The sequence below is a fragment of the Chitinimonas lacunae genome, assembly GCF_042650885.1.
Taxonomy (GTDB): Bacteria; Pseudomonadota; Gammaproteobacteria; order Burkholderiales; family Chitinimonadaceae; genus Chitinimonas_A; species Chitinimonas_A lacunae.
The window spans coordinates 2,944,243-2,959,978 of record NZ_JBHSBU010000001.1 but is presented as its reverse complement, the minus strand read 5'-3'; the positions used below and the strand labels follow the sequence as shown (position 1 = coordinate 2,959,978).

The 15,736-nt window shown below is 61.9% G+C and carries 15 protein-coding genes and 1 tRNA gene; 8 read left to right on the top strand and 8 right to left on the bottom strand.

Going from position 1 to position 15,736, the window contains the following annotated elements; all coding sequences use genetic code 11:
- Positions 1-584: 584 nt before the first annotated feature.
- From ACFOW7_RS12690 to ACFOW7_RS12655, 8 genes are all read right to left on the bottom strand, one after another.
- On the bottom strand, positions 585-1,532 hold the full coding sequence (locus ACFOW7_RS12690) for a glycosyltransferase (protein ID WP_378164776.1): 948 nt from the start codon (positions 1,530-1,532) through the stop codon (positions 585-587).
- A 5-nt stretch (positions 1,533-1,537) separates the two neighbouring features.
- On the bottom strand, positions 1,538-2,419 hold the full coding sequence (gene rfbA, locus ACFOW7_RS12685; RefSeq protein ID WP_378164772.1) for a glucose-1-phosphate thymidylyltransferase RfbA: 882 nt from the start codon (positions 2,417-2,419) through the stop codon (positions 1,538-1,540).
- Positions 2,420-2,422: 3 nt separating this feature from the next.
- Entirely contained in the window at positions 2,423-3,487 is a 1,065-nt protein-coding gene (gene rfbB, locus ACFOW7_RS12680) for a dTDP-glucose 4,6-dehydratase (protein ID WP_378164770.1), read from the bottom strand.
- Positions 3,488-3,546: 59 nt separating this feature from the next.
- Entirely contained in the window at positions 3,547-4,563 is a 1,017-nt protein-coding gene (gene galE, locus ACFOW7_RS12675; protein WP_378164768.1) for a UDP-glucose 4-epimerase GalE, read from the bottom strand.
- Positions 4,564-4,647: 84 nt separating this feature from the next.
- On the bottom strand, positions 4,648-5,160 hold the full coding sequence (locus ACFOW7_RS12670; protein WP_378164766.1) for an RNA pyrophosphohydrolase: 513 nt from the start codon (positions 5,158-5,160) through the stop codon (positions 4,648-4,650).
- 76 nt (positions 5,161-5,236) lie between these two features.
- The gene (locus tag ACFOW7_RS12665) at positions 5,237-6,016 is read right to left on the bottom strand and encodes a polyamine aminopropyltransferase (protein ID WP_378164764.1); all 780 of its coding nucleotides are present in this window, start codon (positions 6,014-6,016) and stop codon (positions 5,237-5,239) included.
- Positions 6,016-6,948 (bottom strand): tRNA 2-thiocytidine(32) synthetase TtcA, encoded by a 933-nt coding sequence (gene ttcA / locus ACFOW7_RS12660; RefSeq protein ID WP_378164762.1) that lies wholly within the window; start codon positions 6,946-6,948, stop codon positions 6,016-6,018. The genes ACFOW7_RS12665 and ttcA overlap by 1 nt, the downstream gene beginning before the upstream one ends.
- A 234-nt stretch (positions 6,949-7,182) precedes the next feature.
- Entirely contained in the window at positions 7,183-7,923 is a 741-nt protein-coding gene (locus tag ACFOW7_RS12655) for a pteridine reductase (RefSeq protein WP_378164760.1), read from the bottom strand.
- Between the two features lie 51 nt (positions 7,924-7,974).
- Between ACFOW7_RS12655 and ACFOW7_RS12650 the strand changes: the two genes are divergently transcribed.
- From ACFOW7_RS12650 to lnt, 8 genes are all read left to right on the top strand, one after another.
- Complete coding sequence (locus ACFOW7_RS12650; protein ID WP_378164758.1) at positions 7,975-9,126, top strand: class I SAM-dependent methyltransferase; 1,152 nt, start codon at positions 7,975-7,977, stop codon at positions 9,124-9,126.
- 178 nt (positions 9,127-9,304) lie between these two features.
- Positions 9,305-9,381 (top strand) — tRNA-Met (locus ACFOW7_RS12645).
- A gap of 139 nt (positions 9,382-9,520) precedes the next feature.
- Positions 9,521-10,864: a tRNA (N6-isopentenyl adenosine(37)-C2)-methylthiotransferase MiaB gene (miaB, locus tag ACFOW7_RS12640; RefSeq protein WP_378164756.1), complete on the top strand. Its 1,344-nt coding sequence runs from the start codon at positions 9,521-9,523 to the stop codon at positions 10,862-10,864.
- A 60-nt stretch (positions 10,865-10,924) separates the two neighbouring features.
- Entirely contained in the window at positions 10,925-11,908 is a 984-nt protein-coding gene (locus ACFOW7_RS12635; protein WP_378164754.1) for a PhoH family protein, read from the top strand.
- A 239-nt stretch (positions 11,909-12,147) separates the two neighbouring features.
- A complete protein-coding gene (ybeY, locus tag ACFOW7_RS12630) occupies positions 12,148-12,882 on the top strand; it encodes an rRNA maturation RNase YbeY (protein ID WP_378164752.1) in 735 nt (244 codons plus the stop codon).
- A complete protein-coding gene (gene gloA2, locus ACFOW7_RS12625) occupies positions 12,879-13,265 on the top strand; it encodes an SMU1112c/YaeR family gloxylase I-like metalloprotein (RefSeq protein ID WP_378164750.1) in 387 nt (128 codons plus the stop codon). Before ybeY ends, gloA2 begins: the two co-directional genes overlap by 4 nt.
- 61 nt (positions 13,266-13,326) lie before the next feature.
- Positions 13,327-14,190 carry an HlyC/CorC family transporter gene (locus tag ACFOW7_RS12620; protein ID WP_378164748.1) on the top strand — a complete coding sequence of 288 codons (864 nt, stop codon included), beginning with the start codon at positions 13,327-13,329 and terminating at the stop codon, positions 14,188-14,190.
- Positions 14,187-15,713, top strand: coding sequence for an apolipoprotein N-acyltransferase (gene lnt / locus ACFOW7_RS12615; protein ID WP_378164746.1), 1,527 nt, complete (start codon positions 14,187-14,189; stop codon positions 15,711-15,713). Before ACFOW7_RS12620 ends, lnt begins: the two co-directional genes overlap by 4 nt.
- Positions 15,714-15,736 lie beyond the last annotated feature (23 nt).

Sequence of the window (15,736 nt, the reverse complement as noted above, 5' to 3'; positions counted from 1 at the left end):
TTGCAAAGATTTGTCTGAATAGTTTCCTTTGCGGCTAATCCCCACCTGCCTCTCCCCAGCATCAACCTTTCTTCTCCCGTTTTCCTGCCAGCCCATCCCGTCCGATAGCAGAAATCATCCAGCAAGGCAGACACCTGATGCTGGCTGACCCCAATTCGTCTTCAACCTGGCGTCCAGGCGAATCAAGTTCATAGGGTGGATTACCCTTCTTCCCGACCACCTGATGCCTCCGCCCTAGGTAACTGTCAGCGCAGCAGTGGCGGAGCATTAGCGTATTTCCAGTCAATGCGGGATCAGTGGGTCCGGCCCTCAAAGCACCGGCTCCTAGCGCTCAACCAAACTTGCTGCGACGCCGATTGCAGTGGAAATGCGCTAGGCCGTTTTGTGGCTGATGTTTCCTGCTGGGTGGTGGGATTGGAGGCCAGGTGTAAAGAGATTCTGGCGGGCTCTGACGCAATTTACCCGACTGAGTCAGGGCGGGCTCACTGTCGTGGCGTGGTAAGGAAGAGGAGTCAGAAGGATAGGCAGAAAAGATATATTTCTGACAAAAGTTGGCTCTATATCTTGCAGTAATTTTTCTTATTTTATTTATTTTGCTTGTCAGCCTGAGCCGTCTCATTTCGCCGCAACCAATAGGCCGGCTGGCTGCTCAGGTGGCAGCATAGTCCGGTCGGCAGACGCGGTGCCAAGCGGCCGAGTTTATAACCGACCCATTTGGCCGTGAGCTGTCGCACGGCCACCAAGCGCCAGCGCCAGCCATGCTGACGCAGGAAGTGCTGTTCGGCGCGGGCAAAACGTAGTCCTTCGCCGCCGGCGTTGCCGAATTCCCGCAACAGCCAGTCTTCACTGGCATGGGTGGCGCCGGTATCGAAATAGCGGCGGAACTCGGCCAACCAGCCGAAGTTGTGGGAATGACGCACCGTTGCATCGGCCACATAGGCTACCCGCCAGCCGGCTTTGAGCAGTCGGGCGCAGGCGAACATGTCCTCGGCCAGCAGGGTCGCGCTGGGAAAACCGCCTACCGCGTCGAGCGCCTCACGGCGCCAGGCAGCGAAGGAATTGGAACAGAAGGCAGTTTTGATGCCGTAGCGGTGGCGGTCGTCGTAACTGACTATGCGTGACTGGGCAGGATAGTTGAATGCCCGCGCATGAGCCGCTACGGGTGTCGCGTCGGCGTGGGGCAACTGACGGCCCCAGGCTGCGCCGACGGCCGGATCGTCGAAGACCTTCAGCAGGGCCGCGAGCGAAGTGGGATCGGTCAGGATGGCATCCTGGGTCAGGCATACCACTACCGCGCAATCGGCCAGCCGGTCGATGCCGCGCTGCCGGGTGCCACCATGGTCGAATTCGCGGCGGTCGATCGATTCGACTTCCAGACCGGCGGCCCGGGCCAGGGCAGCGGTGTCGTCATCGGAGCCCGAATCGATCACCAGCGCCCGGTCAGGCTGGCGCGACTGGCGGGCCAGGCCGGCCAGCCAGTCGTGCCAGGCCGGCCCGGCATTGAGGGTGGGAACGAGCAGGCCGACCCGCACAGCGCTCAGCGGAACGGACGGGTATCGGACAGCAGACCCATCAGATACTGACCGTAGGCGTTCTTCAGCATCGGCTTGGCCAACTTTTCCAACTGGGCGGCATCGATATAGCCCTGGCGGAAGGCGACCTCTTCGGGACTGGCGATCTTCTGGCCCTGGCGTTTTTCCAGCGTCTGGATAAACAGCGAGGCTTCGAGCATCGACTCGTGGGTGCCGGTATCGAGCCAGGCATAACCACGGCCCATGATCTCGACCGACAGATCGTTCCATTCGAGATAACGACGGTTGACGTCGGTGATCTCCAGCTCGCCCCGGTCGGACGGCTTGATCGACTTGGCCACCTCGACCACGCGCGAATCGTAGAAATAGAGGCCAGTCACGGCATAGCGCGACTTGGGCTGCTTGGGCTTTTCTTCGAGACTGATGGCACGGCCCTGCTGGTCGAACTCGACCACGCCATAGCGTTCCGGATCGTTGACCGCGTAGGCGAACACTGTGGCGCCATTGGGACGCTCGGCGGCATTGGTCAGCAATTGCTGGAAGTCATGGCCGTAGAAGATATTGTCGCCAAGCACCAGGGCCACGCTGTCGCCGCCGATAAATTCCTCGCCGAGGATAAACGCCTGGGCAAGGCCATCGGGGCTGGGCTGGATCTTATAGCTGAGCCGGATGCCCCACTGGCTGCCATCGCCCAGCAGTTGCTCGAAGCGCGGCGTATCCTGTGGTGTCGAGATCAGCAGGATGTCGCGGATGCCAGCCAGCATCAGCGTGGTCAGCGGGTAATAGACCATCGGTTTGTCGTAGACCGGCAATAGCTGCTTCGACACCGCCAGGGTGGCGGGGTAGAGCCGGGTGCCGGAACCGCCGGCGAGAATGATTCCCTTCATGGCTCAGCTCCGATGGGCGTAGTTGGTGGCCAGCCAGTCGCGGTAGGCACCGCTGCTGACGCGCTCGACCCAATCCTGATGTGCCAGATACCAGGCGATGGTCTTGCGGATACCGGTCTCGAAGGTCTCGGCCGGACGCCAGCCCAGTTCGCGCTCGATCTTGCGGGCGTCGATGGCATAGCGGCGGTCATGGCCGGGCCGGTCGGTGACAAAGGTGATCTGTTCGCGGTAGGACTTGCCGTCCGCCCGCGGCCGCAACTCGTCGAGCAGGGCGCAGATAGTGTGGACGATCTCGATATTGGGCTTCTCGTTCCAACCGCCGACGTTATAGGTCTCGCCGAGGCTGCCCGCTTCGAGCACGCGGCGGATGGCCGTGCAATGGTCGCCGACGTAGAGCCAGTCACGCACATTCTGGCCATCGCCATAGATCGGCAGCGCTTTGCCGGCCAAGGCATTGGCGATCATCAGCGGGATCAGCTTTTCCGGGAACTGGTAGGGGCCGTAGTTGTTCGAGCAGTTGGTGGTCAGCACCGGTAGGCCGTAGGTGTGATGCCAGGCGCGGACCAGATGGTCGGAGGCGGCCTTGGAGGCGGAATACGGGCTGTTGGGCTGGTAGGGGTGGGTTTCGGCGAACGGGGCGTCTTCGCGTTCGAGCGAACCATAGACCTCATCGGTCGAGACATGCAGGAAACGGAATGCCTCGCGCCCGGCAGCATCAAGGCCCAGCCAGTATTGGCGCACGCTTTCCAGCAGGCGGAAGGTGCCGACGATATTGGTTTCGATAAAGTCGGACGGACCATGGATCGAGCGGTCGACATGCGATTCGGCCGCGAAATTGAGCACTGCGCGCGGACGGTGGGTGGTCAGCAGCTCGGCGATCAGCGCGGTATCACCGATATCGCCCTGGACGAAATGGTGGCGGGAATCGTTTGCCAGGGCAGCGAGATTGTCGCGGTTGCCGGCATAGGTGAGCTTGTCCAGATTGACGACCGGCTCGTCGTGGTGTTTGAGCCAGTCGAGCACGAAATTGGCGCCGATAAAGCCGGCGCCGCCGGTAACGAGAATCAAGGCGGTCTCCTGTCGAATTACCGCAGCGGCCGGCGGGAACCGGGCTGCGAGGGGAGGGACTAACGGTAGCCGTCGGGGTTGAGCGATTGCCAGCGCCAACTGTCGGCGCACATCTCGGCCAGGCCGCGTTGAGCACGCCAGCCCAGCACTTCGGCGGCGCGGGTGACATCGGCGAAGTAATTGGCGATGTCGCCAGGACGGCGTGGTGCGAAGCGGTAGGGAATCTTGCAGCCGCTGGCGCTCTCAAAGGCACGGACCACTTCGAGCACGCTATAGCCGCGTCCGGTACCGAGATTGAAGGTGGCGAGGCCTGGATTGCTGAATAGATGTTGCAGGGCGCGGACATGCCCCTGGGCCAGATCGACCGTATGCAGATAGTCGCGCACACCGGTGCCGTCGGGGGTGGGGTAGTCGTGGCCGAAGATGGCGAGTTCGTTGAGCTTGCCGATGGCGACCTGACAGATATAAGGCATCAGATTATTCGGGATGCCGTTGGGGTCTTCACCGAGCAGGCCGGACGGATGGGCTCCGACCGGATTGAAATAGCGCAGGATGGCAATCTGCCAGGAGGGGTCGGCGTGCACCAGATCATGCAACACCTCCTCGACCATCATCTTGCTGCGGCCGTAGACGGTATTGGGCGCCAGCGGCGCTTCTTCGCGATACGGCGCGCGGGCCGATTCGCCGTAAACGGTGGCCGAGGAACTGAAGACCAGACGCCGCACATTATGGTGTGCCATGGCCTCGATCAGGCACATGCTGGCTTCAAAGTTGTTCTGATAGTACTTGAGCGGATCGCGCTCGGCTTCGGCAATAGATTTAACGCCGGCGCAATGGAGTACGCCGGCGAAGCGGTATTGCGAAAAGATGCGGTCGAGCGCGGCGCGGTCGCGTAGATCGGCTTCGTACCAGGTCGGATGGCGTCCGGTGATTCTGCCGATACGCTCAAGGACGGCCGGTTTGCTGTTGCTGAAATTGTCGATCACGACCAGGTCGTAGTCGTTTCGATGCAGCTCGACGCAAGTATGGCTGCCGATGTAACCGGCGCCGCCCGTCACAAGTAATAGTTGTCGCATAGCAACAATATTACCTTGTTTGCGAACGCATCCCAAGTTGCCAAAGTGCGCATTGACGGCGCCAAGCCATTGAGCCCGCGACGCTCAACGACCATTGTGGTAGGCACGCGACAGCATGCGCGGCGATGGCTTTAGGAAACGCGCCAGCTCCGACAGCGCATGTTGGTAGACATTGCGCTTGAACTCGATCACCGAATCGAGCGGCGACCAATAGTCGCTCCAGCGCCAGGCATCGAATTCGGGATGGTCCGACGCGCGCAGACAGACATCGCAGTCGCGCCCGACCAGTCGCAGCAAGAACCAGATCTGCTTTTGTCCCTTATAAGTGCCACGCCATTCGCGCCGCACCCAGTGCAGCGGAACGTCATAACGCAACCAATCTCGCGTGCGGCCGAGGATTTTCACATGCTCCGGCCTTAGCCCGACCTCCTCCATCAGTTCGCGATACATGGCCTGCTCCGGGGTCTCGCCCTGCTTGATACCCCCTTGTGGAAACTGCCAGGAATGCTCGCGAACCCTCTTGCCCCAAAACACCTGATTCTTGTCGTTGCAGATGATGATGCCAACGTTGGGGCGATAGCCGTCTCGGTCGAGCATGGTTATCACCGTGGAATTCGTTAAATTGTCTCGATTTTTTCACATTGCCACGGCGATGGAAAGCGGGGCCGGAAGCCTAGATCAGCAGCCGTCTGTCGTTGTGCAGATTCATCCTGGCCAGGTCGGAAACGAACTCGCGGAACTCCAGCGGATAGCGCTTTTCCAGCGCCGTTGCCCGCTCGTCTAGCTTGGCCCAGGTCGGGTTGAAGCAGGGCTGTTTGAAGGCCATGGCGACCACATTGCCCTTCTGGCGCGCCGGCAGGCACAGCACCAGCCCGTCGAAGACGTTCGACAGCCGCTCGATATAGGTCGGAAAGCGCGGGTCGGAACCCCATAGATTGACCAGCAGTACGCCGTCCTGGGTCAGCCGGTCGCGGCAGATGCCGAAAAAGCGCTCGGTCGACAGAGGCGGTGCAATGCCGGTCGGGCCGAAAGCGTCGAGCATGATGATATCGACCGGGTCGGGCATCGATTCGATATAGGCCGCCCCATCGTCCACCAGTACCCGCAGCCGCTCATCATCGGGCGGCAACTGGAACATCGAGCGCGCCACGCTGACGATCTGCGGCAGCAGCTCGACCGCCACTACCCGGGTCTGCGGCAGATGGCGATGAACAAATTTGGGAATCGAGCCGCCGCCCAGTCCGACCACCACCATACTGCCCGGCTCGTCGCGAAACAGCAGGAAGGCAAACATACAGCGGCTATAGCTCAGCACCAGCTCATAGGGATCCTTGACCCGCATCGAGCTCTGGATGGCTTCGGAACCGAGATGGAGCGAGCGAATGCCGTCCTTCTCGCTGATATCGATGGCCGGCTCGTCGTGAGCGCGGTTATTGCGGCGGCCGAAACGCATCAGTCGTGGCACCGGTCGCGGTTGTCGAGAATGCTGACCCGCGCCAGTGGATGATCGCTGGCCTGCGGCAGCTCCGGTTCGTCGAAGGCGGTATCGCCGTCTTCAAACGGAGTGTCCTGGGTCTTGAGACCCTTGAAGTCGAAACGCTTGGGATCGGCCAGATGCGACGGCACCACGTTTTGCAGGGAACGGAACATGGTTTCCAGCCGGCCCGGGAAGCGGCGGTCCCATTCCTTGAGCATCTGACCTACCATCTCGCGCTGTAGATTGGCCTGCGAGCCGCACAGATTGCACGGGATGATCGGGAATTCGCGCATCTCGCTATAACGCTCGATATCCTTCTCGCGGCAGTAGGCCAACGGGCGGATCACCATATGGCGGCCATCGTCCGACACCAGCTTGGGCGGCATCGCCTTGAGCCGGCCGCCGTGGAACATATTGAGGAACAGCGTCTCCAGAATGTCGTCGCGATGGTGGCCCAGCGCGATCTTGGTGGCGCCCAGCTCATCGGCAACCCGATAGAGGATGCCGCGCCGCAGCCGCGAACACAGACCACAGGTGGTCTTTCCTTCGGGCACCACTCGTTTGACGATCGAGTAGGTGTCCTCTTCGACGATCCGGAACGGCACACCGAGCTGTGTCAGGTATTCCGGCAGCACATGCTCGGGAAAGCCGGGTTGCTTCTGATCGAGATTGACGGCGATCAGCTCGAAATCGATCGGCGCGCTCTTTTGCAGATTGAGCAGGATGTCGAGCATGGTGTAGCTGTCCTTGCCGCCCGACAGGCAGACCATCACCCGGTCGCCCTGCTCGATCATGCCGAAGTCGTCGATGGCGTCGCCGACTGCATGGCGCAGTCGTTTGCTGAGTTTGTCGACGTTGTATTTGGCCTTCTTGTCGGCCGTGCTGGGAAGAACCGGGGCGATATCCATGCTCGGAAGGGGAGAACTGCGAAAACTCGTGATTTTACAGGGAAAATCGTCAGGTCGCAGCCTTATCGGGCCAAGGGGCCGATCGAGGGCAGGCGACGGGGGAGGGGCGGGAAAAAGCCGGACGCGGTGAGGGTCGAACCATAAATGGAAAATTTTAGGAAAAACAAACGCAAGATGGATAGCCGGAGATATCAAAAAAGCAATATTTCCGGCCCTGTCCTGTCTGTTCTTTGCCTACAGATAGACGCTGCGCCCACCATCGACATTGATCACCTGCCCGGTGATATAGGAAGCGTCTTGGAGCAGGAACAGGATGGTCCGGGCCAGATCATCCGGTTCGCCCACCCGCTTGAGCGGGATGGTGCTGATGATGCGCTGGCGCGCCACTTCATCGAATACCGAATCACCGTCGGGCCAGATATTGGCGCCGGGTGCCACGGCGTTGACCCGTACATCGGGCGCCAGATCGCGAGCAAGCGAGCGGGTCAGGGCGACCAGGCCGGCCTTGGCGATGTTGTAGACCACATGGTTCTTCATCGGCCGCTCGACATGGATGTCGGCGATGCTGACGATGGCGCCCTGGCTGCGGCGCAGTTCGGGCGCGGCGGCCTGGGCGAGGAACAGCGGGGCTTTGAGATTGCTGCCGATCAGGTCGATCCAGGCGGCTTCGTCGACTTCGGCCAGGGGCGTCGGGAAGAAGCTCGAAGCATTGTTGACCAGTGCATCGAGCCGGCCGAAGTGTTGCAGGGTCTGCTGCACCAGCACGGGCAGGCCGGCGGTATTGAGCAGGTCGGCCTGGGCCAGCGCAACCGAATTGGGACGGCGCAGATTGAGTTCGGACGCCAGGGCGCGCGCTTCGGTGGCGGAGCTGCGGTAATGGAGCATCACATTGGCGCCGGCGCCATGGAGTCGCCGCACGATGGCCGCCCCCACCCGTTTCGCACCGCCCGTCACCAATGCTACTTTGCCTTGCATCACATGCTCCCGCTAGACTCGCCGATTGGACAATTCGCAGGAATCTAGCACATGCCCACCCTACCCGCACCCGACGCCGATCAGCAGGCCGCAAGCGAAGCCCTGAGCGCCCGTCTGCACGCCCGGCTGGCCGAGACGGGTTGGCTGTCGTTTGCCGATTTCATGCGTGAGGCACTCTATGCCCCCGGCCTTGGCTATTACAGCGGCGGCAGCCGCAAATTCGGCGCCGCCGGTGACTTCGTCACCGCGCCCGAGCTGTCGCCGTTGTTTGGTGCGGCCATGGCGCGGCCGCTGGCACAGGTTCTGGACGAAATCGGTGGCTCGATACTCGAAGCGGGCGCCGGCACCGGTCGCCTGGCGCTCGATATCCTGAGCGAACTCGACCGACTGGGCCGTCTGCCCGAGCGCTATCTGATTCTGGAATTGTCGGCCGAACTGGCCGAGCGGCAACGCCAGACGCTGGCGCAGCGCCCCGATCTGCTGGCCCGGGTCGCATGGCTCGACCGTTTGCCACAACGTCTGGTCGGCGCGGTGATCGGCAATGAGGTGCTCGATGCCATGCCGTGCCGGCTGTTGCGGCAGCGCCAGGGCCAGTGGCAGGAGCGCGGTGTCGTCGCGGCCGGTCAGGGCTTTGCCTGGGAAGACCGGCCATTGCACGAGCCGGAACTGGCGGCGCAATTGCCGCCAGGCGATTATCCCGAGGGTTATACCACCGAGGTCCAGAGCGAGGCGCAGGGCTTTGTTGCCAGCCTGTTCGAGGTGGTCGAGCGCGGCGCGCTGCTGCTGCTCGACTATGGCTTTCCGGCGGCCGAGTTCTATCACCCACAGCGCCATGGCGGCACCCTGATGTGCCACTACCGCCACCATGCCCATGACGACCCGCTGTTCTGGCCGGGCTTGCAGGACATCACCTGCCATATCGACTTCTCCGCGATCTGGCGTGCCGCCACCCTGGCCGGCTGGCGACTCGAAGGCTATACCAGCCAGGCGAGCTTTCTGCTCGATGCGGGGCTGCTGGAATTGCTGGCGCGGCATGACCCGGCCGATGCCCGCCACTACGCCCCAGTGGCTGCGGCCGTACAGCGCCTGCTGAGCCCGGCCGAGATGGGCGAGCTGTTCAAGGCCATCGGTTTTTCCAAGGACATGCAGCTCGACGGACTGCTGGCGGGTTTCCGCCGTGACGACCGCTCAGCGGCGTTGTAAAAAGCGGAGTCGAGAAGTTATTTATTTTCTTTTCTATCCCGCCACAGATCTTGAAGAGGTTTTGCGGATTTATTGATCTTTGTGGGATGGAGCCGAAGATAAGGGGTGTCGTGCAAAAAATGCTGTGGAAGGCTTGACGGCCCATAAGGCTTTATGGATAATCCGCGCTCTTCGGTTCGGCTATGTAGCTCAGCTGGTTAGAGCACAGCACTCATAATGCTGGGGTCACTGGTTCAAGTCCAGTCATAGCCACCAGGTTTTCCCGGAAGCCCGTCGCGTTTGCGACGGGCTTCGTCGTTTATAGAGCAGCGTTTGCTCTTCCGTCGCCGCGCCGTTTGTGGCGGTGTACCATAACGGTCTGATTTCATGGCCGCTTTGGCCCGGTTCTGCGCACATGAGCAAGAAAGTCTTTATCAAAACCTTTGGCTGCCAGATGAACGAGTACGACTCGGACAAAATGGCCGATGTTCTCAATGCCGCCGAAGGGTTGGTCAAAACCGACAATCCCGAAGAAGCCGACGTCATCCTGTTCAACACCTGCTCGGTACGGGAAAAGGCCCAGGAAAAGGTGTTCTCCGATCTGGGCCGGATTCGTCATCTCAAACAGCAAAATCCCCATCTGGTCATCGGTGTCGGCGGCTGTGTCGCCAGCCAGGAGGGCGAGTCCATCGTCAAGCGCGCGCCTTACGTCGATGTGGTGTTCGGCCCGCAGACCCTGCACCGATTGCCCGAGCTGATCGCCAAAAAACGCGCCACCGGTAGTGCCCAGGTCGATATCTCGTTTCCCGAGATCGAAAAATTCGACCATCTGCCACCCGCCCGAGTCGAAGGCGCCTCGGCCTTTGTCTCGATCATGGAAGGCTGCTCCAAATACTGTTCGTTCTGCGTGGTGCCGTATACCCGCGGCGAAGAAGTGTCGCGGCCGTTTGAAGACGTGCTGGTCGAAATCGCCGGTCTGGCCCAGCAGGGCGTCAAGGAAGTGACGCTGCTTGGCCAGAACGTCAACGCCTATCTTGGCCGGATGGAAGACGGCGAAATCGCCGACTTTGCGCTGCTGCTTGAATATGTGCACGAGATTCCCGGCATCGAGCGCATCCGCTACACCACCAGCCATCCCAAGGAAATGACCCAGCGGCTGATCGACTGCTACGCCCGGCTGCCCAAGCTGGTGTCGCATCTGCATCTGCCGGTCCAGGCGGGTTCCGATCGGGTGCTGATGGCGATGAAGCGCGGCTACACCACGCTCGAATTCAAGGCCATCGTCCGCAAGCTGCGCGAAGCCCGGCCCGATCTGTGCCTGAGTTCCGACTTTATCGTCGGCTTCCCTGGCGAAACCGAGGAAGATTTCGAAAAGACGATGAAGCTGATTGAAGATTTGCGTTTCGACGCCAGCTTCAGTTTCATCTACAGCCGCCGTCCCGGTACGCCGGCCGCCGATCTGGCCGACGATGTGCCGGCCGAGGTCAAGACCCGACGCCTGATGCGCCTCCAGGCCCGCATCGAGGAGTTCGCCCAGGAAGTCAACCGCGCCATGGTCGGCACGGTGCAACGGGTGCTGGTCGAAGGCGTGTCGCGCAAGAATGCCGAGGAATTGGCCGGCCGTACCGACAATAACCGCATCGTCAATTTCGTCGGCCAGGAACGCTTGATGCATCGCTTCGTCGAGGTACGTATCACCGAAGCCCTGCCGCATAGCCTGCGCGGCGAGATCGTCACCCGTGAGACGGTGGCGGTCTGACGGTGCCCCACTGAACCCGGGGCTGGCCAGCGGCCCGCCCCTTTCTCGCACAGAGGCCGAATGACTGTTCGTCACGCCACCAAGGAACTTGCTTTCGAGCCGATCGACAATGCCCGGCTCGCCAATCTCTGCGGCGCCCTCGATGAAAATCTGCGGCAGATCGAAACCGCACTCGAAGTCGATATTTCGCGCCGCGCCGAACATTTCAGCATCTCGGGCCGGGTGGCCCAGACCAAGCTCGCCGCAGAACTGCTCGAGCGTTTCTACGATATTGCCGTGCGACCGATCGATGTCGAGGAAATCCAGCTCGGCCTGATCGAAGTGGCCCGTCCGCCCGTAGGCGAAGCCGGCCTGCTCGAGGACGGCGTGCCGGTGCTCAAGACCAAGCGCAGCGATCTGCGCGGCCGCACGCCACGGCAGAACCACTATCTCAAGGCCATCCAGGAGCACGACATCACTTTCGGCATCGGTCCGGCCGGTACCGGCAAGACCTATCTGGCAGTGGCCTCGGCCGTGGATGCGCTGGAGCGCGATCTGGTCAAGCGGCTGGTGCTGGTACGGCCGGCGGTCGAAGCCGGTGAGCGGCTCGGTTTTCTGCCCGGCGATCTGGTACAGAAGGTTGACCCCTATCTGCGACCGCTGTATGACGCGCTCTACGATCTGATGGGCTTTGATAAAGTCACCAAGCTGTTCGAGCGCGGCATTATCGAAGTGGCACCGCTGGCCTTTATGCGCGGCCGTACCCTCAACCACGCTTTCATCATTCTCGATGAGGCACAGAACACCACGCCCGAGCAGATGAAGATGTTCCTGACCCGGATCGGCTTCGGCTCCAAGGCAGTGGTGACGGGCGATGTGACCCAGATCGATCTGGCGCGTAACCAGAAATCCGGCCTGGTCGATGCTCAGACCGTGCTGCGTGAGGTGCGCGGTATCGCGTTGCATTACTTCAAGAGCGACGATGTGGTGCGCCATCCGCTGGTACAGAAGATCGTCGATGCCTATGAAAAGCAGGCTCGCGCCAAGGAAGGCGAATCGTCCTGATCCGATTCGCCTTTGAGGCGGCGTCCAAGCCAAGCAATCCCTCAGGGCAGACAGCACCTGGAGTTGTACCCGTCCCGATATTCTCCATCAGTATCCATGCGGACAGCGACAATGATGCCGTATGCCGCTATGTGGCTGATGCACGCTGCGAGATGGCAGGTTTTGAATGCCATGTTTAACGAGAATATCAGTTAGCCCCCTTTGCCTGGCGCCGGTACTGTGCCGGCCGTGAGAAGACGATGAACGAAAACACTTGGCAGTGCTTTGCCGTGGTCGATGGCGAGCAGCGTGAAATCGAGGCCGATAGTCTGCGGCTGGTGCTGGGTGACGGCAGCGTGGTGGAGATCGAGTTCGATGGCCTGAGTCAGCGCCTCCATCTACAGACCCCGTCTCCGTTTGACGAGCCGCCGGCGCGGCTGCTGCTGCGGCCTACCAGCGCCAATGGGGTGGAGATCGAGGTCGAGTGCGAAGACGAGGGGAGTGACGAGTCCGATGGCCAACTGGCACTAGAAGTCCAGTACATGGTGCGGCCCGAGGGCACGCCCGATGAGCAGCAGATCCGCCGTTGGGCCGAAGCGGCACTCGATTTCGGCCAGGATGCCGAAGTGACGGTGCGGGTGGTCGATGCCGAGGAGGGCCGCCAGCTCAACCGCGACTATCGGGGCAAGGATTACGCCACCAATGTGCTGTCGTTTGCCTTGAACGAAGGCGAACCGCTGCCGGGGCTGGAAGACCGGCTGTTCGGCGATCTGGTGCTGTGTGCCGAGGTGGTGGCGCGTGAGGCGGCCGAGCAGGGCAAGTCGCTCGAAGCGCACTGGGCGCATCTGGTGGTGCACGGCATGCTGCATCTGCAAGGCTATGACCATCTCGAAGACGACGAAGCCGAGACGATGGAGTCGCTGGAGACCCTGATTCTGCAAGGCTTGGGTTATCCCGACCCCTATGCCGACGAGCACTCGCCCGGTCTCGAATGATCACGGCCTTCCACCATGTGGCGCTGATCGTGTCCGATCTGGCCACTGCCCGGCGTTTCTACTGCGAAGTGCTCGGCCTGGCCGAACTGGCCGCGCATTACCGGGCCGAGCGCGCTTCCTGGAAGGTCGATCTGGTGCTGCCAGGCGGTGGCCAACTTGAACTGTTCACTTTTCCCGAGGCGCCGGTGCGGTTGAGCCGACCCGAGGCCCTGGGGCTGCGTCATCTGGCCCTGACGGTGGCGGATCTGGATGCCGCGCTGCAACGGCTTGCCCACTATGCAGTGAGCTGCGAGCCGGTGCGGGTCGATCCTCATACCGGCGCTCGTTTCACCTTCTGTACCGACCCGGACGGTTTGCCGATCGAGCTGGTCGAGCGGCGCTGAATCGCCGTGGCCGGACCTGACCCGGCTATAATGGGCCGATCGGCGTTTTTATCCCCCCCGCATGGACTTACCCTCTAGCCCGGCCTCGCGCCATCTCTCCAGCAAACCCACCTGGCTCGAACGGCTGACCGCCTTTCTGTTGCGTGAACCCGAAGACCGCGAAGAACTGGTGGAATTGCTGCATTCCGCTTTCGAGCGCCATCTCCTTGATGCCGATGCCCTGGCCATGATCGAAGGCGTATTGCAGGTCGGCGATCTACAAGTACGTGATGTGATGGTGCAGCGCGGCCAGATGAACATGATCTCGGTCGACGATCCGCCCGAAGCCATCATTGCCTTTGTGATCCAGAGCGGTCATTCGCGCTTTCCGGTCTATCAGGACAGTCGAGACAACGTGATTGGCGTGCTGCTGGCCAAGGATCTGCTGCGTTTCGGCGCCGGCGCCCCCTTGCCGCTGCGCCAGTTGCTGCGGCCGGCGGTGTTTATCCCCGAATCGAAGCGGCTCAATGTGCTGCTCAAGGAATTCCGCGCCAACCGCAACCATCTGGCGGTGGCAGTCGACGAGTACGGCGGGGTCGCCGGGCTGGTCACCATCGAGGATGTGGTCGAGCAGATCGTCGGCGATATCGAAGACGAATACGATACCCATCCGGTTGACGACCGGATCCGCAGCGACCGCGAAGGCCGCTGGCGGATCAAGGCGATCACGCCGATTGCCGAGCTCAATGGCGCACTGGGCAGCCAGTTCAGTGACGAGGATTTCGATACCGTGGGCGGACTGGTGGTCGGCGAGTTCGGCCGGGTGCCCAAGCGTGGCGATGCGATATCGCTGGGCGGTTTCCACTTCAAGGTACTGCGCGCCGACAGCCGGCGTATCCATATGTTGCTGGTCGAACGCGAGACGGCAGCGGGCGGTCCGCTATGAGGCGACGTCTGGGAACCCGCCCGGTCGTGGCGGTACTGGCCGGGGCGGTGGCGGTATTCGGCTTTGCCCCGTTCTATGCCTGGCCGGCGACCTTGCTGTCACTGGCAGTCGGCTTCTTTCTGATGGCCACCGCGTCCAATGGGCGGGCTGCCGCAGCGACCGGTTGGCTATATGGTTTCGGCTATTTCTGTGCTTCTGTTCATTGGCTCTTTATTGCGCTGCACCGCTACGGCGGCATGCCGGCTGCGCTGGCGGGGTTCTGTATCGCAGGTTTTGCCGCTTTTCTGGCGCTCTATCCAGCACTGGCCGGCTGGCTGGCCCATCGTTCCTGTCGCCAGCCACTGTGGCGCCTGACCCTGGCCCTGCCGGCCGCCTGGGCGTTGACCGAGTGGCTGCGCGGCTGGCTATTCACCGGTTTTCCCTGGGCGGCGGCGGGCTACAGCCAGATTCCCGACGGTCCGCTGGCGGGCTATGCGCCACTGTTGGGCATCTATGGTGTCGGCCTGCTGCTGGCGGTGTTGGCGGGGGTGCTTGCCTGGCTGGCCGATCTGGTCTGGCGCGAGCGTGCTGTATCGGGCCGGCCCGGTCTGGCGCTTGGCGCCACGGTGTTGCTGCTGCTGGCTTCGCCGCGACTGCTGGGTGAAATCTCCTGGACCACCCCGGTTGGCCGGCCGCTGCGGGTGGCGCTGCTGCAAGGAGCGATTCCGCAGGATATGAAATGGAGCGCCGAACTGCTGCGCTTCAACCTCGTCACCTATCTCGATCAGGTGCGGGCCGCCCAGGGCGATCTGCTGGTGCTGCCCGAAACCGCGCTGCCCATCTTCTTGCAGGAATTGCCGCCCGATTATCTGGCTGAGCTGGTCGATCTGTCGCGCCGCAAGGGGGCTGCGCTGATCGTTGGGGCGCCACGGCAGGAAGAGGGCATCCGCTATTACAACTCGGCCGTACTGTTGAGCGACCCCGACCGACCCAGCTATGACAAGGCCCATCTGGTGCCGTTTGGCGAATATATCCCGCTGCGTGGACTGATCGGCTGGGTCTACAACGGCCTGCTCAATATCCCCCTGGCCGATTTCACCGCCGGCGGGCCGAGCCAGATGCCGTTTCATGTCGGTGAGCAACGGATCGCTGCCAATATCTGCTACGAAGACGTGTTCGGTGCCGAACTGCTGCCCGGGGCGCGTCAGGCCACGATGCTGCTGAATCTGTCCAATCTGGCCTGGTACGACCACTCGGTTGCGCTGGCCCAGCATGGCCAGATCGCCCAGGCCCGCGCGCTCGAAACCGGCCGCAGCATGTTGCGCGCCACCAATACCGGCACCACCGCCGTGATCGGCCCCGACGGCCGCTACCGCGCCCGTCTGCCCGAGCGGGTCCAGGCGGTGCTCAGCGCCACCGTGCAGGGCTATCGCGGCGAGACGCCCTATATGGGCTGGGGAAATCAGCCTTTTGTCTGGCTGGCCTGCGGCATCTGGGTGCTGGCGCTGTGGGGTGGGCGGCGGAAAGCACAAATGGAAAAATAGTTGCAAATAGTGTGCAAAATCTG